24 protein-coding genes, 14 tRNA genes and 4 rRNA genes are annotated in these 26,278 nt (G+C 45.6%); 38 read left to right on the forward strand and 4 right to left on the reverse strand.

From position 1 onward, the window contains the following. Nucleotide 1: 1 nt before the first annotated feature. The 9 genes from MKX35_RS06305 (at nt 2) to MKX35_RS06345 (ending at nt 7,651) form a co-directional block, all read left to right on the forward strand. Entirely contained in the window at nt 2-946 is a 945-nt protein-coding gene (locus MKX35_RS06305) for a DNA-directed RNA polymerase subunit alpha (protein ID WP_036680585.1), read from the forward strand. A 33-nt stretch (nt 947-979) separates the two neighbouring features. Beyond that, nucleotides 980-1,345 (forward strand): 50S ribosomal protein L17, encoded by a 366-nt coding sequence (gene rplQ / locus MKX35_RS06310; RefSeq protein ID WP_019908254.1) that lies wholly within the window; start codon nt 980-982, stop codon nt 1,343-1,345. A gap of 300 nt (nt 1,346-1,645) precedes the next feature. After that, nucleotides 1,646-2,440 (forward strand): tRNA pseudouridine(38-40) synthase TruA, encoded by a 795-nt coding sequence (gene truA / locus MKX35_RS06315; RefSeq protein WP_042192157.1) that lies wholly within the window; start codon nt 1,646-1,648, stop codon nt 2,438-2,440. Nucleotides 2,441-2,657: 217 nt separating this feature from the next. Continuing rightward, nucleotides 2,658-3,095, forward strand: coding sequence for a 50S ribosomal protein L13 (gene rplM, locus MKX35_RS06320; protein WP_036680589.1), 438 nt, complete (start codon nt 2,658-2,660; stop codon nt 3,093-3,095). Nucleotides 3,096-3,115: 20 nt separating this feature from the next. Beyond that, nucleotides 3,116-3,508, forward strand: a complete 393-nt coding sequence (gene rpsI / locus MKX35_RS06325) for a 30S ribosomal protein S9 (RefSeq protein ID WP_025706574.1) — start codon at nt 3,116-3,118, stop codon at nt 3,506-3,508. Nucleotides 3,509-3,742: 234 nt separating this feature from the next. Beyond that, nucleotides 3,743-4,435, forward strand: coding sequence for a phosphoadenylyl-sulfate reductase (locus MKX35_RS06330; RefSeq protein WP_076300965.1), 693 nt, complete (start codon nt 3,743-3,745; stop codon nt 4,433-4,435). A 37-nt stretch (nt 4,436-4,472) separates the two neighbouring features. After that, nucleotides 4,473-5,642, forward strand: a complete 1,170-nt coding sequence (gene sat / locus MKX35_RS06335) for a sulfate adenylyltransferase (RefSeq protein WP_076300966.1) — start codon at nt 4,473-4,475, stop codon at nt 5,640-5,642. Between the two features lie 78 nt (nt 5,643-5,720). Continuing rightward, nucleotides 5,721-6,461: an N-acetylmuramoyl-L-alanine amidase CwlD gene (gene cwlD, locus MKX35_RS06340; RefSeq protein ID WP_042192151.1), complete on the forward strand. Its 741-nt coding sequence runs from the start codon at nt 5,721-5,723 to the stop codon at nt 6,459-6,461. 89 nt (nt 6,462-6,550) lie between these two features. Then, nucleotides 6,551-7,651: an Mrp/NBP35 family ATP-binding protein gene (locus tag MKX35_RS06345; RefSeq protein WP_076300967.1), complete on the forward strand. Its 1,101-nt coding sequence runs from the start codon at nt 6,551-6,553 to the stop codon at nt 7,649-7,651. A gap of 58 nt (nt 7,652-7,709) precedes the next feature. Here MKX35_RS06345 and gerD read toward each other — a convergent pair whose 3' ends face one another. Next, nucleotides 7,710-8,381 carry a spore germination lipoprotein GerD gene (gene gerD, locus MKX35_RS06350; RefSeq protein WP_042192146.1) on the reverse strand — a complete coding sequence of 224 codons (672 nt, stop codon included), beginning with the start codon at nt 8,379-8,381 and terminating at the stop codon, nt 7,710-7,712. A gap of 129 nt (nt 8,382-8,510) precedes the next feature. On the opposite strand from gerD, the gene MKX35_RS06355 reads away from it, so the two are divergent. After that, a complete protein-coding gene (locus MKX35_RS06355; protein ID WP_042132517.1) occupies nt 8,511-9,101 on the forward strand; it encodes a KinB-signaling pathway activation protein in 591 nt (196 codons plus the stop codon). Nucleotides 9,102-9,316: 215 nt separating this feature from the next. Beyond that, entirely contained in the window at nt 9,317-10,138 is an 822-nt protein-coding gene (locus tag MKX35_RS06360; RefSeq protein ID WP_042192144.1) for a PPK2 family polyphosphate kinase, read from the forward strand. Nucleotides 10,139-10,188: 50 nt separating this feature from the next. Here the strand turns inward: MKX35_RS06360 and pdaB are convergent, their stop codons facing one another. Continuing rightward, the gene (gene pdaB / locus MKX35_RS06365) at nt 10,189-10,992 is read right to left on the reverse strand and encodes a polysaccharide deacetylase family sporulation protein PdaB (RefSeq protein ID WP_076286841.1); all 804 of its coding nucleotides are present in this window, start codon (nt 10,990-10,992) and stop codon (nt 10,189-10,191) included. Nucleotides 10,993-11,100: 108 nt separating this feature from the next. Between pdaB and MKX35_RS06370 the strand changes: the two genes are divergently transcribed. The 20 genes from MKX35_RS06370 (at nt 11,101) to MKX35_RS06465 (ending at nt 18,960) form a co-directional block, all read left to right on the forward strand. Then, the gene (locus MKX35_RS06370) at nt 11,101-11,712 is read left to right on the forward strand and encodes a stage II sporulation protein M (protein ID WP_076286840.1); all 612 of its coding nucleotides are present in this window, start codon (nt 11,101-11,103) and stop codon (nt 11,710-11,712) included. Nucleotides 11,713-11,964: 252 nt separating this feature from the next. After that, nucleotides 11,965-12,195: a hypothetical protein gene (locus MKX35_RS06375; RefSeq protein ID WP_036680631.1), complete on the forward strand. Its 231-nt coding sequence runs from the start codon at nt 11,965-11,967 to the stop codon at nt 12,193-12,195. Nucleotides 12,196-12,553: 358 nt separating this feature from the next. After that, nucleotides 12,554-14,111: ribosomal RNA gene (locus MKX35_RS06380) — 16S ribosomal RNA — on the forward strand. Between the two features lie 124 nt (nt 14,112-14,235). Further along, nucleotides 14,236-14,352 (forward strand): 5S ribosomal RNA (gene rrf, locus MKX35_RS06385). Nucleotides 14,353-14,397: 45 nt separating this feature from the next. Further along, nucleotides 14,398-14,474, forward strand: a tRNA-Ile gene (locus MKX35_RS06390). A gap of 20 nt (nt 14,475-14,494) precedes the next feature. Further along, nucleotides 14,495-14,570, forward strand: a tRNA-Ala gene (locus tag MKX35_RS06395). Nucleotides 14,571-14,741: 171 nt separating this feature from the next. After that, nucleotides 14,742-17,670 (forward strand): 23S ribosomal RNA (locus MKX35_RS06400). 73 nt (nt 17,671-17,743) lie between these two features. Beyond that, nucleotides 17,744-17,860: ribosomal RNA gene (gene rrf / locus MKX35_RS06405) — 5S ribosomal RNA — on the forward strand. Together the 16S, 23S and 5S rRNA genes with 14 tRNA genes alongside form the textbook arrangement of a ribosomal RNA operon. A gap of 6 nt (nt 17,861-17,866) precedes the next feature. Beyond that, a tRNA-Asn gene (locus MKX35_RS06410) sits at nt 17,867-17,942 on the forward strand. Nucleotide 17,943: 1 nt separating this feature from the next. Further along, nucleotides 17,944-18,019, forward strand: a tRNA-Thr gene (locus tag MKX35_RS06415). 11 nt (nt 18,020-18,030) lie between these two features. Continuing rightward, nucleotides 18,031-18,105, forward strand: a tRNA-Glu gene (locus MKX35_RS06420). A gap of 40 nt (nt 18,106-18,145) precedes the next feature. Then, nucleotides 18,146-18,221, forward strand: a tRNA-Val gene (locus MKX35_RS06425). A 43-nt stretch (nt 18,222-18,264) separates the two neighbouring features. Next, nucleotides 18,265-18,339, forward strand: a tRNA-Gln gene (locus MKX35_RS06430). A gap of 5 nt (nt 18,340-18,344) precedes the next feature. Then, nucleotides 18,345-18,417: transfer RNA gene (locus tag MKX35_RS06435), tRNA-Lys, on the forward strand. Between the two features lie 15 nt (nt 18,418-18,432). Further along, a tRNA-Leu gene (locus MKX35_RS06440) sits at nt 18,433-18,516 on the forward strand. 6 nt (nt 18,517-18,522) lie between these two features. After that, nucleotides 18,523-18,597: transfer RNA gene (locus MKX35_RS06445), tRNA-Gly, on the forward strand. Nucleotides 18,598-18,605: 8 nt separating this feature from the next. Then, nucleotides 18,606-18,682: transfer RNA gene (locus MKX35_RS06450), tRNA-Arg, on the forward strand. Between the two features lie 31 nt (nt 18,683-18,713). Beyond that, nucleotides 18,714-18,787 (forward strand) — tRNA-Pro (locus MKX35_RS06455). Nucleotides 18,788-18,798: 11 nt separating this feature from the next. Next, nucleotides 18,799-18,872 (forward strand) — tRNA-Gly (locus MKX35_RS06460). Nucleotides 18,873-18,886: 14 nt separating this feature from the next. Further along, a tRNA-Pro gene (locus MKX35_RS06465) sits at nt 18,887-18,960 on the forward strand. 101 nt (nt 18,961-19,061) lie between these two features. On the opposite strand, the gene MKX35_RS06470 is transcribed toward MKX35_RS06465, so the two are convergent. Together MKX35_RS06470 and MKX35_RS06475 are read right to left on the reverse strand one after the other, a co-directional pair. Further along, entirely contained in the window at nt 19,062-19,475 is a 414-nt protein-coding gene (locus tag MKX35_RS06470; RefSeq protein WP_076285600.1) for an ImmA/IrrE family metallo-endopeptidase, read from the reverse strand. Between the two features lie 31 nt (nt 19,476-19,506). Further along, on the reverse strand, nt 19,507-19,935 hold the full coding sequence (locus MKX35_RS06475) for a helix-turn-helix domain-containing protein (protein WP_042192135.1): 429 nt from the start codon (nt 19,933-19,935) through the stop codon (nt 19,507-19,509). A 287-nt stretch (nt 19,936-20,222) separates the two neighbouring features. On the opposite strand from MKX35_RS06475, the gene MKX35_RS06480 reads away from it, so the two are divergent. From MKX35_RS06480 to MKX35_RS06510, 7 genes are all read left to right on the forward strand, one after another. Beyond that, nucleotides 20,223-20,717, forward strand: a complete 495-nt coding sequence (locus tag MKX35_RS06480) for an ArpU family phage packaging/lysis transcriptional regulator (protein ID WP_042194591.1) — start codon at nt 20,223-20,225, stop codon at nt 20,715-20,717. 425 nt (nt 20,718-21,142) lie between these two features. Continuing rightward, entirely contained in the window at nt 21,143-21,556 is a 414-nt protein-coding gene (locus tag MKX35_RS06485) for a phage tail terminator family protein (protein ID WP_076300986.1), read from the forward strand. Beyond that, nucleotides 21,553-21,732 carry a hypothetical protein gene (locus tag MKX35_RS06490; protein ID WP_076300987.1) on the forward strand — a complete coding sequence of 60 codons (180 nt, stop codon included), beginning with the start codon at nt 21,553-21,555 and terminating at the stop codon, nt 21,730-21,732. The genes MKX35_RS06485 and MKX35_RS06490 overlap by 4 nt, the downstream gene beginning before the upstream one ends. Continuing rightward, on the forward strand, nt 21,732-23,054 hold the full coding sequence (locus MKX35_RS06495; RefSeq protein ID WP_076300988.1) for a phage tail sheath family protein: 1,323 nt from the start codon (nt 21,732-21,734) through the stop codon (nt 23,052-23,054). Before MKX35_RS06490 ends, MKX35_RS06495 begins: the two co-directional genes overlap by 1 nt. A 1-nt stretch (nt 23,055) precedes the next feature. Next, complete coding sequence (locus MKX35_RS06500; protein WP_076285579.1) at nt 23,056-23,526, forward strand: phage tail tube protein; 471 nt, start codon at nt 23,056-23,058, stop codon at nt 23,524-23,526. A 113-nt stretch (nt 23,527-23,639) separates the two neighbouring features. Continuing rightward, entirely contained in the window at nt 23,640-24,062 is a 423-nt protein-coding gene (locus tag MKX35_RS06505) for a phage tail assembly chaperone (protein ID WP_042131197.1), read from the forward strand. 191 nt (nt 24,063-24,253) lie between these two features. Further along, the gene (locus MKX35_RS06510) at nt 24,254-26,278 is read left to right on the forward strand and encodes a hypothetical protein (RefSeq protein WP_076300989.1); all 2,025 of its coding nucleotides are present in this window, start codon (nt 24,254-24,256) and stop codon (nt 26,276-26,278) included.

Below are 26,278 nucleotides of genomic sequence, written 5' to 3' on the forward strand. Positions count from 1 at the left end.
CGTGATAGAAATCGAAAAGCCGAAGATTGAGACCGTAGAAGCTAATGATGAAGGTACCTATGGGAAATTCGTAGTTGAACCGTTGGAACGTGGGTATGGCACGACTCTGGGGAATTCACTTCGCCGGATATTGCTTTCTTCGCTTCCAGGAGCCGCAGTGACTTCGGTCCAAATTGACGGCGTTCTGCATGAGTTCTCGACCGTTCCAGGCGTAATGGAAGATGTGACGGAGATCATTCTGAACCTTAAAGCCTTGTCCCTGAAGATTCATTCAGACGAGGAAAAAGTGTTTGAGATTGATGCCGAAGGGGAAGGCATCGTTACCGCAGGTGATATCCGTGCGGACAGCGATGTTGAGATCCTCAACCCGGATCTTCACATTGCAACGCTGGGACCTGGTGCGAGACTTCACATGCGTATTTTTGCAGGCCGTGGTCGCGGCTACGTCCAAGCGGACCGGAACAAACGCGACGATCAGCCAATTGGCGTTATCCCGGTTGACTCCATCTACACTCCTATTTCACGCGTTAACTACGGCATAGACAATACACGTGTTGGTCAAGTGACCAACTACGACAAATTGACGCTTGAAATTTGGACAGATGGCAGTATTAGACCGGAAGAGGCTGTAAGCCTCGGAGCCAAAATTTTGAACGAGCACCTCGTATTGTTCGTAGGTCTTACGGACGAAGCGAAAGACGCCGAAATTATGGTTGAAAAAGAAGAAGACAAAAAAGAAAAAGTGCTAGAGATGACAATCGAAGAGCTTGATCTTTCTGTCCGCTCCTACAACTGCCTCAAACGTGCTGGTATTAATACCGTACAAGAGCTTACCACGAAGACTGAAGAAGATATGATGAAGGTGCGTAACCTTGGTCGTAAATCTTTGGAAGAAGTTCAGGAGAAGCTTGAGGAACTTGGTTTGGGACTACGTACAGAAGAATAACTACAGATTGTTACAGTAAAGGAGGGAAAACACATGGCATACCAAAAATTGGGCCGTGATTCCAGTGCGCGTAAAGCGTTATTTCGCGACATGGTAACGGATCTATTTTTATACGAGCGCATCCAAACAACGGAAGCTAAAGCGAAAGAAGTTCGTTCTATCGCTGAAAAGTTGATCACTAAAGCTAAAAAAGGCGATCTTCATGCTCGTCGTCAAGTAGCTGCATTTGTTCGCCGCGAGACTGTTGATGGTGAACAAGATGCAATTCAAAAATTGTTCTCTGACATCGCTCCTCGTTACACAGAGCGTCCAGGTGGATACACTCGTATCCTGAAACTCGGACCTCGTCGTGGGGACGCTGCGCCTATGGTTTATCTTGAATTGGTAGACCGCGCGTAGTATCACAAGTATTGATTTCCGATGCTTCCCTTTCATCCGGCCCTCTTTGGAGTAAAGATGGGGGAAATATCAGCGTTATTGTGCTGCAGAGGCGCAAGACTCTGCTGTACTAATAACCGTGGGAATCACCTTGGTTCAATTGAAGGAGCTCCCGCAGGGGCTCTTTTTTTTGAAGTAATGGAGTGAAGTGTTAATGGATGCCGTCCTTCTAGGGACGGCAAAGCCATTTCTTCCTCTTGAATAAGATCAGACAGTGCTTCGATCGACGTTTCTGCTGAACGGTTTAAAAAGGAGAACGGAATGCGTAATCTATTGATGAAGGTCAATTATGACGGAACAAATTATGATGGCTTTCAGACCCAGCCTCAGGGCAATACGATTCAAGATCGGCTGGAGCAAGCGATACTCCATCTGACAGGTGAGGAGCTTAAGATTACTGCTTCTGGTCGCACAGATGCCGGAGTACACGCCTACGGTCAGCCTTTTAACTTTACGACCTCCTCTCGAATCCCACTTGAACGTTGGTGTCTGGCGCTTAATGCCCGGCTGCCACAAGATATCGTGGTTACTGAGGCTAGGGAAGTACCGCTGACGTTTCACTCTCGTAGAGGAGCTAAGCGTAAAACTTACCGATACACGATTAACGGCAACAGGTTTCCAGACCCGTTTCAACGGCGCTGGCAGCTTCATCATCCGGTGAGGTTGGACATTCCTGCGATGCAGCAAGGCTTAACGCATATTTTAGGGACACATGACTTCACTTCGTTTGCTTCACGGAGGTCTACTAAGGCCTCTCATGTACGAACGATCTTTGAAGCTCATATGGAAGTAGACCGCAGCATGTGCCGACCCTCTTCATTAGATCAGGGAGTGATCCAAACTTATATAACGGGTAGTGGATTTCTTCAGCATATGGTTCGCATTATTATGGGGACTTTGATCCATGTGGGGGAAGGTAAAATAGATGCTGATCATGTTGCTGAGATATTGGCGGCATGTGATCGTTCTGCTGCTGGTCCAACAGCTATGGCCAAGGGGTTGGCTTTGTGGAGTGTAGAATATGACGAGACTGAAAGTGAATCTTTTTTTCTATAAATTTCTTCCTGAGTAATAGGCTGAATGTTTAAAAATCACTTGCACTTGTTATGTTTATACTGTAATATAAAAGTTGTGTTTTCTTGATGGCTATCCCACAGCCCCGATCAAGGAAATGCCAAAAAAATGCTTTGCTTAACTCACATAATTGTAATTCAATGAGAAACAAGATATACGAAACAGAAGATTTTCGTACGAGAACAAGGAGGAAACATTCATGCGTACCACCTATATGGCGAAGCCGAACGAAGTTGAACGCAATTGGCACATTATTGATGCCGAAGGCAAGACACTCGGTCGTTTGGCCAGCGAAGCCGCTGCTTTGATCCGTGGCAAACACAAACCGCAATTCACTCCACACGTTGATACAGGAGATTTCGTTATCGTAATCAACGCTGAGAAGATTCACTTGACCGGTAAGAAATTGCAAAACAAGAAATACTACCGTCACTCGATGCACCCAGGTGGCTTGAAAGTTACTAATGCTGAAACTTTGCTGAATACTAAACCAGAACGCGTAATTGAATTCGCTGTTCATGGTATGATTCCTAAGACTCGTCAAGGGGACCACATGAAGCTGAGATTGAAAGTATATGCAGGCGCCGAGCATCCACATGCAGCACAAAAACCTGAAGTTTACGAACTTCGCGGATAAGAATAGAGGAGGACAGTTTCATGGCACAAGTACAATACTATGGGACAGGTCGTCGTAAACATTCGGTAGCACGTGTTCGCCTTGTACCGGGTGAAGGACGCATTGTCATTAACAAACGTGAGATGGACGAATATTTCGGTGTGGAAACACTGAAAATGATCGTAAAACAACCTTTGAACCTGACTGAAACACTAGGCAACTACGATGTAATCGTTCTTGCACATGGTGGCGGCATTTCCGGTCAAGCTGGAGCAATTCGTCACGGTATCTCCCGTGCATTGCTTAAAGTTGACCCTGAATATCGTGGTGCGCTTAAGAAAGCCGGCTTCCTGACTCGTGACCCACGTATGAAGGAACGTAAGAAATACGGCTTGAAGGCTGCACGTCGTGCGCCTCAGTTCTCGAAACGTTAATATTTATCAAGAATTCAACCCTTGGCCTTTACGGTCGAGGGTTTTATTTTTTTTGCAGCCCCTTTCGAACAAGAAATGGGCTTTTTTTGCATTCCTTTACTAATTCTGAGGGTTGAAACTCATTGACTTCCTCAGTAAAAGTTATATACTATTTCATATAGAAATAGTTGGTTTTATTACTTCTTTTACCTCATTTATTCATACGATTAATATTTTGGATGGAGGAATACCTTAATGAACCTGCTCGAGAAAGAAGAATTGATCAGAATAAAGGCCGAAGAATTAGAGAGTGCTTCACCCGAGGATATTATCCGCTGGGCTGTAGAAACATTTCCTAACATTACTTTTGCCTGCAGCTTTGGTGCCGAAGATGTAGTGCTTGTTGATATGCTTCACAAAGTTAGTCCATCTACTGATGTCTTTTATCTCGATACAGATTATCATTTTAAGGAAACCTACGAAACCAGAGATTTGATGGCAGACAAATACGGATTAGAGTTTGTACGAGTGTCTCCGCAACTCACCACGCAGGAGCAAGCACTTCAATACGGTGATGCGCTATGGACGGTTGACCCAAATCAATGCTGTGGTATTCGTAAAGTTGAACCATTGACTCGTATATTATCTCAATATGAGGCATGGATTACTGGAATTCGTCGCGATCAAGCGCCTACCCGTGCAAATTCTAAAAAGGTCGAGTATGATTATAAATTTGGTTTAGTGAAGTTTAATCCTATTGCGGATTGGACGTCAGAAGATGTGTGGAACTATATTCGTGAAAATGACATAATCTATAACCCTCTACATGACCGTAACTATCCAAGTATTGGCTGTGAGCAATGTACACGTCAGGTTATGCCAGGTGAAGATCCGCGTGCTGGCCGTTGGTCTGGATCAGAGAAGACAGAGTGCGGATTGCACAAGTAAGACATATCCCTGTGGGAACATAGAAGGAGAGACTAAGATGACTTCAATACGTCCGCATGGCGGAGCTTTGGTTAACCGTGTAGTAGAGGGTACTGAAAGAGAAGAATTGCTAAATCTCGCGCGTGATAGCAAGGCAATTGCCTTAAATACCTGGACTTTATCCGATTTGGATCTTATAGCTGTAGGAGCATTTTCGCCACTGACAGGCTTTTTAAATGAGCAAGACTATCATTCAGTAGTAAAAAACATGCGATTAGCAGATGGCACAGTATGGAGTATTCCAATAACACTGGCTGTAGAAGATGATGTGGCTGCCGGTTTATCAATTGGGGATAAAGTTTCTCTAATCGGTGAAGAGGACGGAGAGATTTACGGATTATTGGATATTGAGAGTATATATACTGTTGATCAAACGATTGAAGCACAAAATGTCTTCAAAACAACAGACCCTGAACATCCAGGTGTGAGCAAGCTGTTGGCTCGCCCTGCAACTTATGTTGGAGGACCCATTACAGTCTTGAACCGCCCACAGCCAGAGAAGTTCGGTGAATTTTATTTTGATCCTGCGGATACGCGTAAGATATTTGCTGAAAAGGGCTGGAGAACGGTTGTAGGCTTCCAAACACGCAATCCGGTCCATCGAGCTCACGAGTACATTCAAAAGTGCGCTATGGAGGTTGTAGACGCTCTATTCCTAAATCCGCTTGTGGGTGAGACGAAGTCAGATGATGTACCGGCAAATGTACGGATGAAGAGCTATCTGGCGCTTTTGGAGAACTATTATCCTGAGGATCGTACCTTCCTTGGTGTTTTTCCGGCGGCAATGCGTTATGCAGGCCCTAGAGAGGCAATTTTCCATGCAATGGTTCGCAAAAATTACGGCTGTACCCATTTCATCGTCGGTCGTGACCATGCTGGGGTAGGTGATTATTATGGCACTTATGAAGCACAGGAAATTTTCTCGAATTTTAGTGCTGAAGAACTTGACATTACTCCATTATTTTTTGAACATAGCTTCTTCTGTAAAAAATGCGGGAATATGGCATCCAGTAAAACTTGCCCTCATCCTAGTGATGATCACATGACATTGTCGGGTACGAAGGTACGTGCTTTGCTCCGTGATGGCCAATGTCCTCCGCCAGAATTTACACGGCCTGAGGTTGCGCAGATTCTGATTGAAGGTATGACTCAAGAAGTTACAGCTTAATCATTAACAGCTAGTACTATTTGACCTTCTTGTCCCATATAGATGAGTATTATCTATCGGGACGAGGGGGTCTTTGTTATGTCTGGCCGAAAGCAGAGTAAAGTCTCGGTCTGGATTTCATGGAGCAGTATCAAAAAAAGTATGCTTGGCGTGATGCTGCTAGCTATAATGATTGGAATTATCGCGTATGACATGCCTACCGCTAAAACACTAAATTATTGGAGTCTGCCCTTGTCAGGAAAAGTTATTGCTCTCGATGCGGGACATGGTGGAGCTGATGGAGGAGCGGTTAGCCGGGAAGGGCTAATTGAGAAAGATATTAATCTCGCGGTATCGCTTTATTTGCGTGATTATCTGCAGCAGGCAGGGGCTATTGTAGTAATGACTCGTGAAGGTGATTATGATTTGGCTCAGGAAGGTACTAAGGGCTATTCTAAGCGTAAGACAGAAGATCTTAAACAAAGAGTAAGAAGTATCGAAGAAAAAGGCGCAGACCTTTTTATAAGCGTTCACATGAACAGTGTCCCTTCCAATCGTTGGAGTGGAGCACAGACCTTTTACTACCCCAATCACAAGGATAATAAAGCTATAGCGGAGTTTGTGCAGAGTGAGCTGAAGACTACGCTGGAGAACACGGATCGTGTGGCTAAGACAGTGAATACTGTTTATCTGTTAAAAGCATTGAAAATACCAGCGGTACTTGTAGAAGTTGGCTTCTTATCACATCCTCAGGAATCTGCTCTACTTGGAAATGATGTCTATCAGCGTAAGGTTGCGACTAGCATTTATCGGGGGATTCTTCGGTACGCCTCCGAGTAGTCAGGACTACTCATGGGAAGACAGGTAATGCTATAATAGACAAAAACTCCGGAGAATTCTCAACCGGAAAGGAAACAGAGGTGCTTCCCATGCTGACTAAGGAACAAATTCAGGAAATACTGCAGCCATTAACAGACTCTGAAACTGGAAAAAGCCTTGTGGAACTACAGCTGATCCGTGACATTATGATTAAAGAAGACCGTATTTCTTTATCTATCATATGTCTGAATCCTGAAGAGCAAAGTCGCATGGATCTAGAACAACAGGTTCGTGAATTGCTTGAAGCGGGTGGGGTTTCTAATGTACATATCCGGCTTCGTGATGCAACCGATTATGAACGTGCTATACTTCGCGGAGAGAGCGTAGAGGATTTCGATGAACCTGGGAAACTTAAAGGACATGCAGCTGGCCTTGATGACCATGAATTAATTAGCGAGAGCTCTGGCGTGAACTTTATCGCCGTGGCCAGCGGCAAAGGTGGAGTTGGTAAGTCAACCGTAACGGTGAATTTGGCCGTAGCCCTTGCAAGAAAAGGGAAAAAAGTTGGTCTTATCGATGCTGATATTTATGGTTTCAGTATTCCCGATATGATGGGGATCGAAGAGGGACCAGTTGTAGAAGAAGGAACGATTATTCCTGTGGAACGATTTGGAGTGAAGGTCATGTCTATGGGCTTCTTTATTCGTGAGAATAGTCCAGTTATTTGGCGGGGACCTATGCTAGGTAAAATGCTTCGCCAGTTCTTCAATGATGTTGGTTGGGGTGAACTTGATTATATGCTGCTTGATCTTCCCCCAGGTACTGGTGATGTGGCACTTGACGTGCATCAGATGCTGCCTCACAGCAAAGAGATTATAGTTACGACACCTCACGCTACCGCAGCGTTTGTGGCGGCTAGAGCGGGCTCTATGGCTCTACAGACAGATCATGAGATTATTGGAGTCATTGAGAATATGGCTTATTATGAGTGCACTGACTGTGGTAAGAAAGATTATATCTTTGGCAGAGGCGGAGGAGCGAGGCTTGCCGAGACGCTTCATACGGAGCTGCTTGCACAAATACCGCTAGGTGCACCGGACAACCATATTTCCGAACCGGATTTCTCACCTTCTGTATACAAAGAAGAGACACCATCAGGACAATTATTTGCAGAAATTGCTGATAAACTTATTGCCAAATATGAGCACTAACTCTTGTGCATAAAAAAGAGGCCTTCCCACACGTATTAGTGGGATAAGGCCTTTTTTTTTAAGAACTTGAATCATCGCCGCTGCCGCCGCCACTGCTTTCCTGTTTGTCGCCACCTTCGCTACCCTTTTCTTTTTTCTCTTTTGGTTCAAGTTCTTCTTGTACGACTTTTTTAAGTAAATTCAATACTTCCATGCGAAATAATGGAGTTTGCATGGATTCCTGCATGGTCTTCATGGATTGTTTACGGTAATCAGGTGTTTTAGTGAGATTTAAAAACATTGTCATCATTTCTGGAGACTTCATAATTTCTTCGACTGATTTCTGATAAGTGGGATCCTTAATTAGCTGTAGGTGTAGTTCCTTGCTTTGTGATTGAATGGCTTTAGCAAAATCGCCCGCGAATTTGGGATCAGTCATTATCTTCTCGATTTCCTTCTGATATTCCGGTGCAGTGAGAGTATTTTTAACAGCGAGCTTGATCTCCTCTGTTGTTTGAAGTGGCATCATCTTCATGCTCATTCCACTGGTACCGCTAGAGCTGGAGCTTGATAATGATTCCTCAACCGCTTTTTTACCCTCATCGCTTTTCAATATATCTAAAACCATGGTCTTCGTTTCTTTATAACTGCCTTGTCCGGAAGAAGAACTGCTCTGCTCACTTCCGCAAGCCGTTAAGGCCATAACAAAGCTCAATGCCAAACCCACAGATCCGATAAATCTCCATTTCATTGGCGCTGCCCTCCTTTATAGGATTCTCTAGATGTATTATGCCGAATTAGATCACATTTATGTTGTGGGTGTAATGGTGTTTTGTCGGTATCCTTGGTAAAATAAATCTGACAAGAGGAGGTGAATTGGCTGAGTATAAAAAAATGGTTTCATTTATTTTGGACTACCCTCCTTATAGGAGCGGGTGGGGCTGTAATCGCTGGTCTGGCACTGCAATTCGTAAATGGTAAGATTGATTTCAAAAGTGTCGGGGATTTCTTTTTATACCCGCTGATTCTGCTTGGCTACGGTATGCTTGTAAGCGTTTATTCGCAACTTGGTTTTTTTGCCTATTTGATTTTGAATTATATGGGCAACGGCGTTTTTCCACAAAAGGTTTGGAAATACATACAACTAGTGCTTTCTGTGCTCGCATTGCTTGAACTGATTTTTTTGCGTACCGTCGTTGGTGGGGAAAGAAATGTTATGTCTGATCTAATATTAGGAATCGTTATTTTGCTAGCAGCTATTATTGTGTCTTATTTCAAAGTAAAAAGTACAAACATCTCAGCTTTGATTCCAACCCTCTTTTTTATGACAGCTATTTCAATTGTGGAAGTTATTGGCGTGCTTCGTATAGGTGTTGATAGTGCAACGGTATTTATTGTTGTTCCGCTTATCGCTTGTAATGCATTCCAAATTTTGATGCTACACCGTATTCTGAAGCCGGCAGCCGGATAATGAATGGGGAAGGCACTAAACAAAGAACCCCGTGCTCTGATCTCAGAAGACGGGGTTTTTTGCTCTAACTGTATCTTAACGATTAAAATCTGATTGTAGAGGTTAATCTTAAAGAACGATACGCTCACAAAACTAAGCGTATGCTTTCGAAGTAAGTTTTGTACGAAGCGTCCCGATGATGTATATGCTTTACAAAACTTTCAGGAGGGGAATATATGGACATCAAGCGCTATATGATAAAAGACACAAAAGAAATCCGGCTTAACAAGCTGGATCCGGACGACACAGGTGTTTTTAAATCCAAAAAAGAAGTAGAAGCCAAAACAGAAGAGCTTAAAGCACGTTTGGCAGAGCTCCAAGATATTTTGTTTGCTCAGAAAAAGCATTCGCTGCTTGTTATTCTGCAAGGAATGGATTCCAGCGGTAAGGATGGCACGGTTAAGCATATTTTTTCAGGCATTAATCCACAAGGATTTATAGTGACCAGCTTCAAGAAACCATCTCTAGAGGAAGAGGCTCATGATTTTCTATGGAGGGTTCATCAGAAGACACCCCCTAAGGGATATATCTCTGCATTTAACCGCTCGCATTATGAAGATGTATTGGTACCACGGGTACACGGAGGGTTAAAAAAGGATGACTTGAAGCGTCGCTTTCGTTACATACGGCAGTTCGAGGAAATGCTGGTGGAAGAGGGGACGACAATTATCAAGCTTTTTCTGCATATTTCTAAAGAGAAGCAGCTGAAGAAGATTAAGGAACGGCTTGAAGATCCCAAAAAACATTGGAAATTCGATGCAAGTGATCTCCAGGAGCGGGAGTATTGGGATGATTACCAAGAAGCATATGAAGATGTCTTCAAGGAATCTAGCATAGATAAAGCACCCTGGTACTGGATACCTGCCAATCATCAATGGTACCGCAACTATTTGACCTTATCCATCGTTGTAAAGACACTGGAGAGTCTGGATCTGAGCTATCCGAAGCTGAATACCCCCACACCTGACATATCGGAACTCATTTCTCCACGTCATTAATCCTTTGGACAGATCAACATCCATTACGGCACCAGAGATTGAATATGTTTTTACAGCCCAGCTGCGTCCTCAATGGCATTACTCAGTGAAGCTGAGTCGCGTACTTCTTTACCTTCGGTGTTGCTTTGACTAATCAGCTCAGAGACGGTAACGAATTCATAACCTTGTCTGCGGAGCTCGTCGATAATGAGTGGAAGTGCTTCATGTGTTTGTTTACAGGAATCACTGGCATGTAGAAGGACGATATCACCTGGATGCGCTTTTGTCGTTACACGCTTCACGATATTGTCTACGCCGATGTTCTTCCAGTCCAGGGAGTCTGTATCCCATTGAATGACCTTGTAACCGAGATCGTTGGCAACCTGAAGGACTCTTTTGTCAAAATCTCCATTAGGCATACGAATCAAATTAGGTTCAGTGCCGGTTAATTCGGTAAGTACGGTGTGAGCCGTTGAGATCTGTGTACGAATTTCTTCGTTGCTTAGTGTGCTGTAATTGACGTGTTTATGACCATGACTTCCAATTTCAAAACCTGCATTCTTAATGTTAGTTACAATGTCTGGGTGAGTCTTACTCCATGGAGACGATAGGAAGAAGGTGGCTTTGTCCACTTTCTTGTCTTCAAGTACCTTCAAAATTGGTTCGGGTCTTTTCTCCCCCCAGCTAATATCGAAGGTCAGGGCAATCAGCTTCTTCTCTGTTGGTACACTGTAGATCGCGGAAGGTCCGGATTCAGAAAAAACGGTTATGTTTCCCCTCTCGACATAGACAACTCCAGCAGCAAGAAGCACAGCGGCGAAGATATAGATGAATCGTTTAATCTTTTTGCCGCTGAATACATAAAAAGAATTCATAATGACAGCGCTCCTCTCCCATGCGAAATGCTTGTTTGTTCTAAATGTATGCTCGTACCGCAAGGTTATGACCTAAGAAACAGAGATCACAATTTCAGGAGGGTATTTATGTTGTCGTTCTTCACGTTTATTAAAGATCTAAAAACGATCCGGAAGGCTTTATTGCTATCCTGTCTGCTGTTCGCAGTAGGAGCGGTTATAGGGTGGGTAGCTACTAGCAGTCTGGAAAAGCTATTGGTTCAGCAATTAGAGGGGCTCAGTGAAATCAGTGGCAACCTTAGAGATTCTTCTAATCCGCAATGGAGCTTCTTTGTATTTATATTTTTGAATAACAGCATCAAGGGTGTTCTTATCATATTTTTAGGGGCGCTGTTCGGTATACTGCCAGCCATATTCTTATTTATTAACGGAGCGGTTATCGGCTATCTGATTCATTTATCAGCACTGCAAGGACAGGATTTATTCGAACTAATAGTAAAAGGACTGCTGCCACATGGGATTATAGAGATTCCAGCAATCATTATTGCTTGTGCATTTGGACTTCAGTTCGGCGGGAAAGTAGTTGCAAGTCTGTTTAGCTCATCCACTAAAAAAGTGAACAGAGGTGTTGATTGGTCTTCGTTCATGCGTCAAACACTTACGGCATCTATTTGGACAATAATCCTGTTATTTGTTGCAGCCATCATTGAAAGCACAATAACTTTTTCTCTTTTATCATAAAACTTCCGAGAATGGAGCATAACATTAAAGCTATTCATCCAAGGATTGCCTAAAGGTCAGAAGTATATAATCGTGACGAAACCATAAAGGGAATTTTTAATAATTATGGTTATAAAAAGAGTACTCCGGTTAATCTAGTGTAAGAGGATCTTAAGGCAGCTTTCTCCATGAGATGGACTAACTAATTATGTACAAGGGGTTTTTGGTTTTAGTGAATGTGTTACTTGCAACTTCATGAAGGAGGCCAAGCATATGTTGGGAATGTTGTTCAACGAAAAAGAATGCAAGGAACTGGATTATGTTTTGCGGAAAGAACTTGATGAGATGCTGTTAGATTTGAGCGATCAGCGCTTGGACCAAAATATCAGGCATGCCATCGCCAATAGATATAAGACTGTATTTCGTATGTATGCTCGTTTTGCTCCTCAGAAAGAGCTTTCCAAGTATGCGTGGGGTGGACGTTCTTCTCAGTATAAACACTAAGGATAAGCGGTAAATGCAAGAGTCTTATATGAATTTAAGATTTTTTAATAAAATAGCTTGACTAAAAAGGAGTGCTCGTGATAAATTATATCTCGCGCTCCTTTTGCTTGTGTAAAAGGGAAGCGGAAGGCAAGAAAAGTTGAAAAAAACTTTTTCAAAAAAAAGACTTGCCAAACAACGAAACACTGTGATATATTATAAAGGTCGCCGCTGACAAACAACGACGACGAAATGAGAGACATTGATCTTTGAAAACTGAACAACGAGTGAGTGGGAAATCACGAAAGTGAAATCCAAAATTAGAGAATTAATTTTCTCGTCAGATGTTTCAAAATGAGCATATCGCTCTTTTCAATACTAATTGGAGAGTTTGATCCTGGCTCAGGACGAACGCTGGCGGCGTGCCTAATACATGCAAGTCGAGCGGAGTCATTTTGAAAGCTTGCTTTCAAAATGACTTAGCGGCGGACGGGTGAGTAACACGTAGGCAACCTGCCCCTTAGACTGGGATAACTACCGGAAACGGTAGCTAATACCGGATAATTTCTTTTTTCTCCTGAAGAAAGAATGAAAGACGGAGCAATCTGTCACTGAGGGATGGGCCTGCGGCGCATTAGCTAGTTGGTGGGGTAACGGCCCACCAAGGCGACGATGCGTAGCCGACCTGAGAGGGTGAACGGCCACACTGGGACTGAGACACGGCCCAGACTCCTACGGGAGGCAGCAGTAGGGAATCTTCCGCAATGGACGAAAGTCTGACGGAGCAACGCCGCGTGAGTGATGAAGGTTTTCGGATCGTAAAGCTCTGTTGCCAGGGAAGAACGTCCGGTAGAGTAACTGCTATCGGAGTGACGGTACCTGAGAAGAAAGCCCCGGCTAACTACGTGCCAGCAGCCGCGGTAATACGTAGGGGGCAAGCGTTGTCCGGAATTATTGGGCGTAAAGCGCGCGCAGGCGGTCATTTAAGTCTGGTGTTTAAACCTTGGGCTCAACCTGAGGTCGCACTGGAAACTGGGTGACTTGAGTACAGAAGAGGAAAGTGGAATTCCACGTGTAGCGGTGAAATGCGTAGATATGTGGAGGAACACCAGTGGCGAAGGCGACTTTCTGGGCTGTAACTGACGCTGAGGCGCGAAAGCGTGGGGAGCAAACAGGATTAGATACCCTGGTAGTCCACGCCGTAAACGATGAGTGCTAGGTGTTAGGGGTTTCGATACCCTTGGTGCCGAAGTTAACACAGTAAGCACTCCGCCTGGGGAGTACGGTCGCAAGACTGAAACTCAAAGGAATTGACGGGGACCCGCACAAGCAGTGGAGTATGTGGTTTAATTCGAAGCAACGCGAAGAACCTTACCAGGTCTTGACATCCCTCTGAATCCACTAGAGATAGTGGCGGCCTTCGGGACAGAGGAGACAGGTGGTGCATGGTTGTCGTCAGCTCGTGTCGTGAGATGTTGGGTTAAGTCCCGCAACGAGCGCAACCCTTAACTTTAGTTGCCAGCAAGTAATGTTGGGCACTCTAGAGTGACTGCCGGTGACAAACCGGAGGAAGGTGGGGATGACGTCAAATCATCATGCCCCTTATGACCTGGGCTACACACGTACTACAATGGCCGGTACAACGGGAAGCGAAACCGCGAGGTGAAGCCAATCCCATCAAAGCCGGTCTCAGTTCGGATTGCAGGCTGCAACTCGCCTGCATGAAGTCGGAATTGCTAGTAATCGCGGATCAGCATGCCGCGGTGAATACGTTCCCGGGTCTTGTACACACCGCCCGTCACACCACGAGAGTTTACAACACCCGAAGTCGGTGGGGTAACCCGCAAGGGAGCCAGCCGCCGAAGGTGGGGTAGATGATTGGGGTGAAGTCGTAACAAGGTAGCCGTATCGGAAGGTGCGGCTGGATCACCTCCTTTCTATGGAGAATCGTCTTCTGCAATGAAGACATTCAAATCGGAAGTTAAACTTCCACAATAGAACCTTCGGGTTCGAACACTCACTCGTGTTCAGTTTTGAAAGAGTAAGTCTCTTTCATATACGTTTGGTGGCGATAGCGGAGGGGTTCCACACGTACCCATCCCGAACACGACCGTTAAGCCCTCCAGCGCCGATGGTACTTGGACCGAAGGGTCCTGGGAGAGTAGGACGCCGCCAAGCGGACAACCATTCTTTGGTTGATTCACAATGTTATATATGTTATATGGGCTTTTAGCTCAGTTGGTTAGAGCGCACCTCTGATAAGGGTGAGGTCGGTGGTTCGAGTCCACCAAGGCCCACCATATAACTTTATATCTTTTATGGGGCCATAGCTCAGCTGGGAGAGCGCCTGCCTTGCAAGCAGGAGGTCAGCGGTTCGATCCCGCTTGGCTCCACCATAATTTTTAATTCAATACCTTCTTTAAACATTGATCCTTGAAAACTGGATACCGAAACGAATTTGCGTTTTAGAACATCTTTTAGCAACTTGTGTAAACAAGTAAATGTTATTAGTGAGATGATTCCAAAAGAGAATGTCATTGTATGATATTTTCCTGCGGAAAAATCAAGGTTAAGCTAATAAGAGCACACGGAGGATGCCTAGGCGCCAGGAGCCGACGAAGGACGTGGCGAACAACGAAACTGCCTCGGGGAGCTGTAAGCAAGCTTTGATCCGGGGGTGTCCGAATGGGGAAACCCAGCTGTGGTAATTCGCAGTTACTCATCTCTGAACACATAGGAGATGTAGAGGCAGACCAGGGGAACTGAAACATCTAAGTACCCTGAGGAAGAGAAAACAATAGTGATTCCGTCAGTAGCGGCGAGCGAACGCGGAACAGCCTAAACCTAAGAGCTTGCTCTTAGGGGTTGTGGGACGTCTCACATGGAGTTACAAAGGAATATGGTAGGTGAAGAGGTCTGGAAAGGCCCGCGATAGAGGTAAAAGCCCTGTAACCTAAACTGTGTTCTCTCCGAGACGGATCCCGAGTAGTGCGGGGCACGTGAAACCCCGTATGAATCCAGCAGGACCATCTGCTAAGGCTAAATACTACCTGGCGACCGATAGTGAAACAGTACCGTGAGGGAAAGGTGAAAAGCACCCCGGAAGGGGAGTGAAATAGAACCTGAAACCGTGTGCTTACAAAAAGTCAGAGCCCTATTAATGGGTGATGGCGTGCCTTTTGTAGAATGAACCGGCGAGTTACGTTTAACATGCAAGGTTAAGTCGAGAAGACGGAGCCGCAGCGAAAGCGAGTCTGAATAGGGCGATTGAGTATGTGGACGTAGACCCGAAACCGTGTGATCTACCCCTGTCCAGGGTGAAGGTGCGGTAACACGCACTGGAGGCCCGAACCCACGCATGTTGAAAAATGCGGGGATGAGGTGGGGGTAGCGGAGAAATTCCAATCGAACTCGGAGATAGCTGGTTCTCCCCGAAATAGCTTTAGGGCTAGCCTCGGTATAAGAGTAGTGGAGGTAGAGCACTGATTGGGTGCGGGGTCCGCAAGGATTACCAAGCTCAGTCAAACTCCGAATGCCATATACTTATTGCCGGGAGTCAGACAGTGAGTGCTAAGATCCATTGTCAAAAGGGAAACAGCCCAGACCATCAGCTAAGGTCCCCAAGTGTGTGTTAAGTGGGAAAGGATGTGGAGTTGCACAGACAACCAGGATGTTGGCTTAGAAGCAGCCACCATTGAAAGAGTGCGTAATAGCTCACTGGTCGAGTGACTCTGCGCCGAAAATGTAACGGGGCTAAACACACCACCGAAGCTATGGCTAGATACGTATGTATCTGGGGTAGGGGAGCGTTGTATGTGGGTTGAAGGTGTACCGTAAGGAGCGCTGGACAGCATACAAGTGAGAATGCCGGTATGAGTAACGAAAAGATCAGTGAGAATCTGATCCGCCGAAAGCCCAAGGTTTCCTGAGGAAGGCTCGTCCGCTCAGGGTAAGTCGGGACCTAAGGCGAGGCCGAAAGGCGTAGTCGAAGGACAACAGTTTGAAATTACTGTACCACCGTAATCCGCTATGAGCGATGGGGTGACGCAGGAGGGTAGTGACGCGGACTGATGGATATGTCCGTCTAAGCAGTGAGGCTGATGTGTAGGCAAATCCGCACATCATTAAGGCTGGGCTGTGATGGGGAGCGAAAATTACAGTAGCGAAGGTCATGATCTCACACTGCCAAGAAAAGCCTCTAGCCAGGAGAAGGTGCCCGTACCGCAAACCGACACAGGTAGGCGAGAAGAGAATTCTAAGGCGCGCGGAAGAACTCTCGTTAAGGAACTCGGCAAAATGACCCCGTAACTTCGGGAGAAGGGGTGCCCCGGTAGTGTGAATAGCACGAGGGGGCCGCAGTGAAAAGGCCCAAGCGACTGTTTAGCAAAAACACAGGTCTGTGCGAAGCCGCAAGGCGAAGTATACGGGCTGACGCCTGCCCGGTGCTGGAAGGTTAAGGGGAGTGGTTAGGGGTAACCCGAAGCTATGAACCGAAGCCCCAGTAAACGGCGGCCGTAACTATAACGGTCCTAAGGTAGCGAAATTCCTTGTCAGGTAAATTCTGACCCGCACGAATGGCGTAACGACTTGGGCGCTGTCTCAACGAGAGATCCGGTGAAATTTTAATACCTGTGAAGATGCAGGTTACCCGCGACAAGACGGAAAGACCCCATGGAGCTTTACTGCAGCTTGATATTGAATTTGGGTACGATCTGTACAGGATAGGTGGGAGCCGTAGAAATCGGAGCGCAAGCTTCGGTGGAGGCGCCGTTGGGATACCACCCTGATCGTATCTAGGTTCTAACCTAGTACCCTAACCGGGTACGGGGACCGTGTCAGGCGGGCAGTTTGACTGGGGCGGTCGCCTCCTAAAGAGTAACGGAGGCGTTCCAAGGTTCCCTCAGAATGGTTGGAAATCATTCGAAGAGTGCAAAGGCATAAGGGAGCTTGACTGCGAGACCTACAAGTCGAGCAGGGACGAAAGTCGGACTTAGTGATCCGGTGGTACCGCATGGAAGGGCCATCGCTCAACGGATAAAAGCTACCCTGGGGATAACAGGCTTATCTCCCCCAAGAGTCCACATCGACGGGGAGGTTTGGCACCTCGATGTCGGCTCATCGCATCCTGGGGCTGAAGTAGGTCCCAAGGGTTGGGCTGTTCGCCCATTAAAGCGGTACGCGAGCTGGGTTCAGAACGTCGTGAGACAGTTCGGTCCCTATCTGTCGTGGGCGCAGGAAATTTGAGAGGAGCTGTCCTTAGTACGAGAGGACCGGGATGGACGTACCGCTGGTGCACCAGTTGTTCCGCCAGGAGCATGGCTGGGTAGCTACGTACGGACGGGATAAGCGCTGAAAGCATCTAAGCGTGAAGCCCCCCTCAAGATGAGATTTCCCAATTAGTAAGACCCCTTGAAGACGACGAGGTAGATAGGTTGGAGGTGGAAGTGCAGTAATGCATGGAGCTGACCAATACTAATCGGTCGAGGGCTTATCCTATACTTAAGACGCAAATTCAATTCGGATTCAGTTTTCAGGCATCAAGCCTGAGCATTTACGCTGTAAATGCCCGTTTGGTGGCGATAGCGGAGGGGTTCCACGCGTACCCATCCCGAACACGACCGTTAAGCCCTCCAGCGCCGATGGTACTTGGACCGAAGGGTCCTGGGAGAGTAGGACGTTGCCAAGCGGATATTCCCTGATAGCTCAGTTGGTAGAGCACTCGACTGTTAATCGAGTTGTCACAGGTTCGAGTCCTGTTCGGGGAGCCATGCTCTCATAGCTCAGCAGGTAGAGTGCTTCCATGGTAAGGAAGAGGTCACCGGTTCGAATCCGGTTGAGAGCTCCACAGATTTGCAAGGCCCGTTGGTCAAGGGGTTAAGACACCTCCCTTTCACGGAGGTAACATGGGTTCGAATCCCATACGGGTCACCAACTTTTACTTGTACTTACCCTTAGAGGGTCCCATAGATATGGAGGCTTAGCTCAGCTGGGAGAGCATCTGCCTTACAAGCAGAGGGTCGGGGGTTCGATCCCCTCAGCCTCCACCATAATCTTCCTGAGAGATTATGGGCAACATAGAGGTAACATCAATGGGGATTAGCCAAGTGGTAAGGCAACGGACTTTGACTCCGTCACTCATAGGTTCGAATCCTATATCCCCAGCCAAGTGCGAGCCATTAGCTCAGTTGGTAGAGCACCTGACTTTTAATCAGGGTGTCGAAGGTTCGAGTCCTTCATGGCTCACTTTTATTATTACATGCGCGTGTGGCGGAATGGCAGACGCACCAGACTTAGGATCTGGCGTTTCACGACGTGGGGGTTCAAGTCCCTTCACGCGCACCACTTATTGCGGACGTGGCTCAGCGGTAGAGCATCGCCTTGCCAAGGCGAGGGTCGCGGGTTCGATTCCCGTCGTCCGCTCCATAATTTTTGCGCCCTTAGCTCAGCTGGATAGAGCGTTTGACTACGAATCAAAAGGCCGGGAGTTCGAATCTCTCAGGGCGCGCCATTTTTTTTATTAAGCAATTATAGTATTTTAACGGGATGTAGCTCAGCTTGGTAGAGCACCTGGTTTGGGACCAGGGGGTCGCATGTTCAAATCGTGTCATCCCGATTTTCACCTTTGCGGGTGTAGTTCAATGGTAGAACTTCAGCCTTCCAAGCTGATAGCGTGGGTTCGATTCCCATCACCCGCTCCATAATTTTATAGTAACGGGATGTAGCTCAGCTTGGTAGAGCACCTGGTTTGGGACCAGGGGGTCGCATGTTCAAATCGTGTCATCCCGATACTCAGCTTAATTGCTCTTAGAAAGCTCTTACTTCGGTAAGAGCTTTTTTTGTTATGTATAGAATTAAAACACACATAAATTCATATAACATATGCTCTATCATTCTTCCAAAAGAAACTGTACTTCTGGCGGAATGCCAATCCGTAGATAATAACTTTTACAGGATTCTTCTTGCTCAGGATTACTGCCTATGGATAGTAGCTTTACAGCAAAGACGTTAGCTTGACGCTCAAGCTTGCCAGGAGAGAAGTAAGAGCTTTCTTCCAGGAAAAAGCGGTTAATCCCCTTGTGAAGGCGATCATGTCCTAATTCATGCGCACAAACGAAGCGCTGCCACTCAACTGGCAACTCATTATGAATGACGATAAATCTTCTTCTTAGTTTTCGGTAATATAATCCCTTTGTGCCTGTCCCAAGGTTCATGAAGCGAATATGAATACCTAGCGCTGAGGCCAGCTCGAACGGACAGTTGGTTTTATATTTTTTAATCAGATTATTGATCAGTTCATCCATATTCTTCACCTGCAGCATGTTAGTGTAGTTATTAAGTGTTGTTGGATTTCTTTCTCTTGTTCATCTGTTTGGCTTCCCAGAATAAGCCGGTCAGTACATCTTTTATCCTCTGTTTGTCATCCTTGTCTAGTGGAATCCCATCAAACATCAGCTCTCCATCATCCTCCAGCATTTTACGGAAGTCACGTTTATCCTTGCTTGTAGCCCACTCTGGGACAATCTCTTCGCTTGGAAGAGCCTGTTCCTGCAAATACCCCGCTTGATCCATTAGCTCCTCGTACGGGACTCCTGTAGCCTCTGCTATTTTGCGTAATGTAGTTGGCTTAGGAACACCTCTTAGACCATTTTCAATCCGTGAAATCTGTGATCCGCTAATACCTGCTGCTGCTGCCAATTGATTAATAGTAAGTCCCTTAGTTTCGCGAAGTTGCTTCATATAATCCCCAAAATCCTGTTTCATCTCAACCACTCCTTATAGACTGAAGCTTATGTTATTAATATAAGCCATTTTTGCCAATTGGTAAACAACAAAGCGTATATTATTGCCAAAAGGCAAGATAATGGAGGGAAAGCTATTCTTTTTCGCTCAAAACAGACTCAAACGGGGTTTTACGAGATTGGTAGAGAAGTGGTATATTATAGAAAAATACGAACAGAATACGAACACTTTTATATTTTAGCACATTGCTTAGGAAACTTCCGCAATTTAATCTCATTCTGTTAAAACCTAAAGGAGTGCATAAAATGATGAACTTATCTGCTTTACCGGAGCTAGACCGTCGCCGAACCCAGGTCGCTATAGAGAGCATGTTGGAGAAATACCGTATTTTTAAGACCGTTACATTTGAGGCTAAGGAAGCCAGTACTACTTATTCGTATACAGAAAGATTTCATGGTCCTACGAATACTGTTACTGATCAGACTGCTGCGATAGCTTCTTATAATGTGGATATACCGGCTGCCAGGAGGGCTTTTTGCTCAGCGATAGACTCTGTGGTAGAAAGACTCGATACGAGGGAACAGCAATTAGTAAGAGAGCGTTATATGAAAAGAGACGAAACGTACGATTATACGATTTACAATCATGTGTTTGATCCACCGGTGAGTAAGGACACTTACGTGAAGATACGTTCGAAGGCTTTTTATAAGATGGCTTTGGCTTTAACAGATCTCGGTCTACTGTCCCTTAACACTTTAATAACAGCACCTAGAGTGAAGAAAGAGAAGATTAGTATTACTTAAGAGAAATAGACGGTTACTAAAGACTGTGTCGTCCGAGCGGATGATGCGGTCTTTTTTTATTGATTTTATGTTCCTCCGAAAAACCGCTCTATACCATCCCAAAGCTAGCTTAAACCTCGTCGGTATACCGTCTCTGCAAGGCAAATAGGGGTGTATATTTATAACATGGCAAATGAAGCAAAAAGAACACCGCAAGAGCATGAATGCTCTGCTAATAGTTCAACCCTAGTGGTGATGAGAACAAATCTAGCGGTGAAAGATTCTTTTGGCATTGGCCTAGTATAGAAGGGTATTATCCAACATTGGATAGTATCCTTTTTGTTCTTAATTTTAGTAGAGGGGGTGTCTTCTTAAATGTTAATGCAATTGAAGGTTAACACCATCAAAGATCGGCGATCCGCCGCAGATCAGAAAGGAATGAAGTGATGTCGGTACAACAATTACGAGAACACATTACGAGTGCGCTGGAGAGGTACTTTCCAGATGTGCCTGTATATGTGGAGGGGGAGAAACCTCAGACGGCTTATTTTTATCCCGGACTGATCTCAGCGACTCTGGATCGGCAGCGGGAAGGCCGATATTTAGCGGTCTATCGCTTCGGTATCCGTTATGAACAAGGCAGTCTTCTGGAAGCTGAGAGAATGGCAGATAAGCTGAGTGAGGCAATGGCAGGGATGGAGCAAGAGGGTGGCTCCTTTCGTGTAGCTAGGCAAGCCTGGGAAGCTGGGGTAGAGGGGCATGGACCGCTTTTTACAACGGACTATATGGTGTATTTGCAAAGTGAGAAGCCTGACCCTATTAAGATGGGACAAATGATAGGAGGAGAAAGACTGAAATGAGCACAAAGGTGAGTAATGGAGATCGTTTTGGTAAAGAGCAGATTGTGAATTCATCGCTTTTTACGGTTAAGGAAAAGGATGTGCTGAACGTTATTTTGCAGGATGACAAAAGTTATACGATCGAAGAAGCGAAGCAATCTATGGGATTGTTTATTAATAAGGAGGTTTTGAACTAATGGCAGGCGGAACATGGACAACTCAAAATAAGGTACGCCCCGGGGTGTACGTAAATGTAGCATCGAATCAAGGTGCCATCGGCAAAATGGGAGAACGCGGAATTACTGCTTTGGCACTTGCCTTATCTTGGGGAGAACCCGGAGTGATCATGAAGATTACCCCGCAGGACGATGTAAATAAGCTGCTAGGTTATGATCTGGAACATTCGACACTACTACCAGTGCGCGAAGCGCTGAAACGTGCGGGAACGTTACTGCTCTATCGATTGAATGAAGGGGTTAAAGCGGCGGTCACGAACAATGGTCTACAGGTTACGGCTAAATATGGCGGTGTACGCGGAAATGATCTTTCTGTTGTTATTGAGAAGAATATTGAGAATAATGCTCTTTTTGATGTAAAGACACTGCTGAATGGAACTGAACTGAATAAACAAACGGTTGGAACGGCTGAAGAGTTGGTCGCTAACGATTATGTACAATTCCAGAAAAATGGTGCAGAAGGCTTGAAGCTAACCGCAGGGATGCCGCTTATTGGCGGAGCTAATGGTACGGTGACAAATGGTGCGCATAGCGATTTCTTGTCTGCTCTTGAGGTGCTTGAGTTCCAAACGGTTGGACTAGTATCGCAGGATAGTACGCTTAAGGCGCTGTATAGCTCTTGGGTGAGAAGACTGCGGGATACGGAAGGTAAGAAAGTGCAGGCTGTACTATCGGATTATGCTACTGCGGGTCATGAGGGTGTGATCAGCGTGAAGAATGGGGTAGTACTGAGTGACGGAACTAGGATTGATAACAACAATGCTGTTGCTTGGGTGGCCGGTGCTACGGCTGCTGCTGAGGTGAATCAATCACTGACTTATCAGGGATATGACGACTCCGTTGACGCTGATGTGCGGCTTAGCCATTCTGAGACGACTGCAGCTTTGCTGCGAGGTGAATTGCTCTTTACTTACAGTGGAGGGCGAGCTGTGGTGGAGCAAGATATTAACACGTTTACGGCATTTTCTCCGGATAAAGGCAAAGCGTTCTCCAAAAATCGTGTGCTACGCGTGCTGGATGGGATTGCGAATGATCTGAAGCGTATTTTTGAGAACTACTACATTGGTAAGGTAGCGAATAATGAAGATGGACGGGCTCTGTTCTGGTCACAATGTGCGACTTATATGAATGATCTGCAGGATATGGGTGCGATTGAGGGCTTTAACGCGCAGACAGATGTTGTCGTTGTGGCTGGTGCGGATAGTGATAGTATCGTGCTGGATGTGGCTGTGAAACCGGTAGATTCCGTAGAAAAAGTATATATGAAAGTGAAGGTGGTTTAAGATGGCATTTTTAAAAGCTAGTGATACGATTTCCGGCCAGGAGGGCCGTGCGTATGCCGTGATTGGTACGCAAGCTGAAGAGATGTTCTATGTGAAGACGCTTGAAGCTACGGTAGAAAAAACAAAGGCAGAGGTGAAGACTCTAGGCCGCCGTGGTGTTCAGCATAAAGCGACTGGATGGTCGGGCAGCGGTTCGATGACGATTTTTTATATGACTAGCCGTTTCCGCCAGATGATGCTCGATTATATGAATACAGGTGTCGATCAATATTTCGATATTGAGGTTACGAATGAAGACCCATCGTCCAGTGTTGGAGCACAACGCATTATTTTAAAAGGCGTGAACCTTGATAGTGTCATCATGGCTTCTCTTGATACAGAATCAGATGCGCTGGAAGAAGAAGTGAGCTTTACCTTTGAAGACGTGCAGATTGTGCAAGCATTTGGCGCTCCCGCCGGCTCCGGAAAATAATAAAGACAACTAGATAGGAGCAAGTAAGGCCCGGGCGTGCAGGTGAGCGGCGGGTCTCTTCTCTGTCTAGTTAGTAGTACTAGAAGAAACTAAATCATTTTAGGAGGAAGACAATGAGTGAATTAAGTTTGTTTTTTGCGCAAAATGTAGCATGTGACACGACCGAGGAGTTTGTAGTATCGCAGCGGTTTAAGGATAAGGAAGGAAACGCAGTTGCCTGGAAGCTACGCAGTATGAACGAGGATGAGAATCAGGAATGCCGTAAAGCAGCTACTCGTAAGGTCAAAGGTAAGAACGGAGTGTATACCTCCGAGATTGAACCGAATGATTATATGGCTAAGCTTATGACCTCAAGTGTGGTGCATCCAGATCTGAAAAATGCTGAGCTACAACGTTCTTATGGTGTTCTTGGTGCCGAAACGCTGCTGCGTAAAATGCTGCTTCCAGGTGAATTTGCGGCACTGGGTGAACGGGTACAGGCCTTGAATGGCTTCGGTACAGATATGAACGAGCTGGTGGATGAAGTAAAAAACTAATCAACGAGGGCGACAGTGAAGCGAACTTAGCTTACTACGCCCTCCACGAGCTGCATATTTTACCGCATGAGCTGATGAAGCTGTCTTCGCGCGAACGTGCCGCAATTTATGCGATGATTGCTGTTCGTGTGGAGAAGGAGAAGCGGGATCAGGCACGGAGTAAGGCGAGGAAGAGATGAGGGGGTGAATGAATGGCAGGTATGCAAAACAATATAGCTGGAATCCAGCAAGTCTCCAACCAATGGATCAATGATATAACCAATCAAATTACAACTCAGGTTTCTGCAAATATTTCAAATTCCTTTTCCGCAACCTTAAACCGAATAAGTATGAAAATAGTCAATAAACCCGTGTACAACATTACTAACAATTACAGTGCAGCTTATACCAGAATTCAAGCTTCTATTGGAGGCGCAGTACAGGCTCAGGAGAGACTGAACGGTGCGGCAGAACAAGGAGCAGCAGGGGCTGAACAGCAGGCGGGTACATGGGAAAAGATCACCGGTGCTTTTGGGAAAGCCAAAGGTGTGCTGGAAAAAGTTAAAGGAGTTATGGAAAAGGTGCTTGCGCCTGCAGCTGAACAGCAAAAATGGGAGGATCTTTTTAAAGCGAAAACCGGAAATGCTGATGTTGGTGTGGCAATGTTTGATAAGTTCAAGAAGAGGGCACTAGATACCGGGCAGGATGTAAACAAGTCCATGGAAAGTGTCTTGTCGTTTTATCCTAAAACTCAAAATACGGATCAGTTAGATAAGCTTATGGATTATTCCACAAGGCTAAGCATGATGTCTCCGGAGGGTAAAGATATTGGTGATACTTCATCGGCGATTACTTCTGCTTTTGAGGGGGATTCTAGTGATTTAGCATCCATGCTTCAGGTGGATAAAGAGGATCTGGGTGGACTTGATCTAGTGGCCGGAACGGGCAATATGGAAGCCTTTTTGAGTACTTTGGGAGATATTATGACAACGTCAGGGATGACGAGTGATTCGCTACAAACCATGATGGATTCACCCGTTAATCAATGGCAAGCTCTTCTTGGAAACTATAACAACTCTCTGGCTGGTATGGGAGAAGGTGCTCTTGCAGCATTGTCACCACTATTAGGCATTCTTAACCAGGCATTTTCAGATGGAAGCTTTCAGCCAATTATCGATGGGATAGCGATTGGACTGGCGATACTTGCACAAGTATTCTCGCAGGTCGTACAAGGTGCATTGTATCTCTGGAGTGTTCTTAGCAACCCTGTTGTTTTGCCGATTGTTTTGGGTGTTGTTGCTGGAGTTATTGCCTTAGCAATCGCGATGAATGCCTCAACAATTGCAACTAGAATTTCATCTATTGCTACCGGAATTGCTACCGCAGCCCAAGGCATTTTCAACGCTGTGATGAGTGCTAATCCAATTGCACTTGTAATAGGGCTTATAGTTGCACTTATAGTAGCATTTTTAGGGATTGTGGCAGCCCTTCAGCCTGTGAGGGACTTTTTGGCGAATATGTTCAGGGGACTGGGACAGCTCGTTGCAGAATTTGTGGGCTTTGTTATCGATCTTTGGACCGGATTTGTTAATGGTATTATTGGCGCTGTGAACTTTTTGCTAGATAGTATAAATAAAGTAGTTGGAGCTGTTGGCAAATTTATTGGTATAGAGTCGGAGATCAATCTTCATATTGAAGAGGTTGATAGCAGTCAATTCAAAAAGGATTTGCAAATGGACATTGGAGCTTCTTTTAATTCAGGGGCAGAAAAAATCCAGAATTTTGATATCAATAAGTTTAAAGAAAAATTAAATGTGGGTGGAAATAAGAGTAATAACACCACATTAAATCAGTGGAATACTACCCATTCAGGGGATTTGTCAAAACCTTTGCAAACGCCTACCGTACCTGAAATTCCAGTAGTTCCTACGATGAATACACCTTCAGCTACGGGTTCTTTTCAAAATGCAGGAACTCCAGGTAATCTAAACACCGTAAACCGCGTGAAGCAACTCGACTCCATCAACGACACTGTAGACATCTCTAGCGATGATCTGAAAATGCTGCGTGAGCTAGCGGAGATTCAGGCGATCCAGAATTTTGTGGAGCTTACGCCGACGGTGCAGGTGACGACCGGGAATATTAATAATGCCGGAGACATTGATACGATTATCAACAAGATCGGGCAAAAGCTGAACGAGGAGTTTGTCTCTACAGCACAGGGGGTGTATACGTAA

The organism is Paenibacillus sp. FSL R5-0923 (genome assembly GCF_038009145.1).
In the GTDB taxonomy this organism is placed as follows: domain Bacteria; phylum Bacillota; class Bacilli; order Paenibacillales; family Paenibacillaceae; genus Paenibacillus_AQ.

Excerpts from the sequence above, each read along its gene's own strand:
- sat (WP_076300966.1), top strand. The coding sequence starts at position 4,473 with ATGACTTCAATACGTCCGCATGGCGGAGCTTTGGTTAACCGTGTAGTA.
- pdaB (WP_076286841.1), bottom strand. The coding sequence starts at position 10,992 with ATGAATTCTTTTTATGTATTCAGCGGCAAAAAGATTAAACGATTCATC.
- MKX35_RS06345 (WP_076300967.1), top strand. The coding sequence starts at position 6,551 with ATGCTGACTAAGGAACAAATTCAGGAAATACTGCAGCCATTAACAGAC.
- truA (WP_042192157.1), top strand. The coding sequence starts at position 1,646 with ATGCGTAATCTATTGATGAAGGTCAATTATGACGGAACAAATTATGAT.
- MKX35_RS06475 (WP_042192135.1), bottom strand. The coding sequence starts at position 19,935 with ATGAAACAGGATTTTGGGGATTATATGAAGCAACTTCGCGAAACTAAG.
- MKX35_RS06470 (WP_076285600.1), bottom strand. The coding sequence starts at position 19,475 with ATGGATGAACTGATCAATAATCTGATTAAAAAATATAAAACCAACTGT.
- rpsI (WP_025706574.1), top strand. The coding sequence starts at position 3,116 with ATGGCACAAGTACAATACTATGGGACAGGTCGTCGTAAACATTCGGTA.
- MKX35_RS06490 (WP_076300987.1), top strand. The coding sequence starts at position 21,553 with ATGAGCACAAAGGTGAGTAATGGAGATCGTTTTGGTAAAGAGCAGATT.
- MKX35_RS06375 (WP_036680631.1), top strand. The coding sequence starts at position 11,965 with ATGTTGGGAATGTTGTTCAACGAAAAAGAATGCAAGGAACTGGATTAT.
- MKX35_RS06360 (WP_042192144.1), top strand. The coding sequence starts at position 9,317 with ATGGACATCAAGCGCTATATGATAAAAGACACAAAAGAAATCCGGCTT.
- MKX35_RS06510 (WP_076300989.1), top strand. The coding sequence starts at position 24,254 with ATGGCAGGTATGCAAAACAATATAGCTGGAATCCAGCAAGTCTCCAAC.
- MKX35_RS06505 (WP_042131197.1), top strand. The coding sequence starts at position 23,640 with ATGAGTGAATTAAGTTTGTTTTTTGCGCAAAATGTAGCATGTGACACG.
- MKX35_RS06500 (WP_076285579.1), top strand. The coding sequence starts at position 23,056 with ATGGCATTTTTAAAAGCTAGTGATACGATTTCCGGCCAGGAGGGCCGT.
- MKX35_RS06330 (WP_076300965.1), top strand. The coding sequence starts at position 3,743 with ATGAACCTGCTCGAGAAAGAAGAATTGATCAGAATAAAGGCCGAAGAA.
- rplQ (WP_019908254.1), top strand. The coding sequence starts at position 980 with ATGGCATACCAAAAATTGGGCCGTGATTCCAGTGCGCGTAAAGCGTTA.
- gerD (WP_042192146.1), bottom strand. The coding sequence starts at position 8,381 with ATGAAATGGAGATTTATCGGATCTGTGGGTTTGGCATTGAGCTTTGTT.
- MKX35_RS06370 (WP_076286840.1), top strand. The coding sequence starts at position 11,101 with ATGTTGTCGTTCTTCACGTTTATTAAAGATCTAAAAACGATCCGGAAG.
- MKX35_RS06485 (WP_076300986.1), top strand. The coding sequence starts at position 21,143 with ATGTCGGTACAACAATTACGAGAACACATTACGAGTGCGCTGGAGAGG.
- rplM (WP_036680589.1), top strand. The coding sequence starts at position 2,658 with ATGCGTACCACCTATATGGCGAAGCCGAACGAAGTTGAACGCAATTGG.
- cwlD (WP_042192151.1), top strand. The coding sequence starts at position 5,721 with ATGTCTGGCCGAAAGCAGAGTAAAGTCTCGGTCTGGATTTCATGGAGC.
- MKX35_RS06495 (WP_076300988.1), top strand. The coding sequence starts at position 21,732 with ATGGCAGGCGGAACATGGACAACTCAAAATAAGGTACGCCCCGGGGTG.
- MKX35_RS06480 (WP_042194591.1), top strand. The coding sequence starts at position 20,223 with ATGAACTTATCTGCTTTACCGGAGCTAGACCGTCGCCGAACCCAGGTC.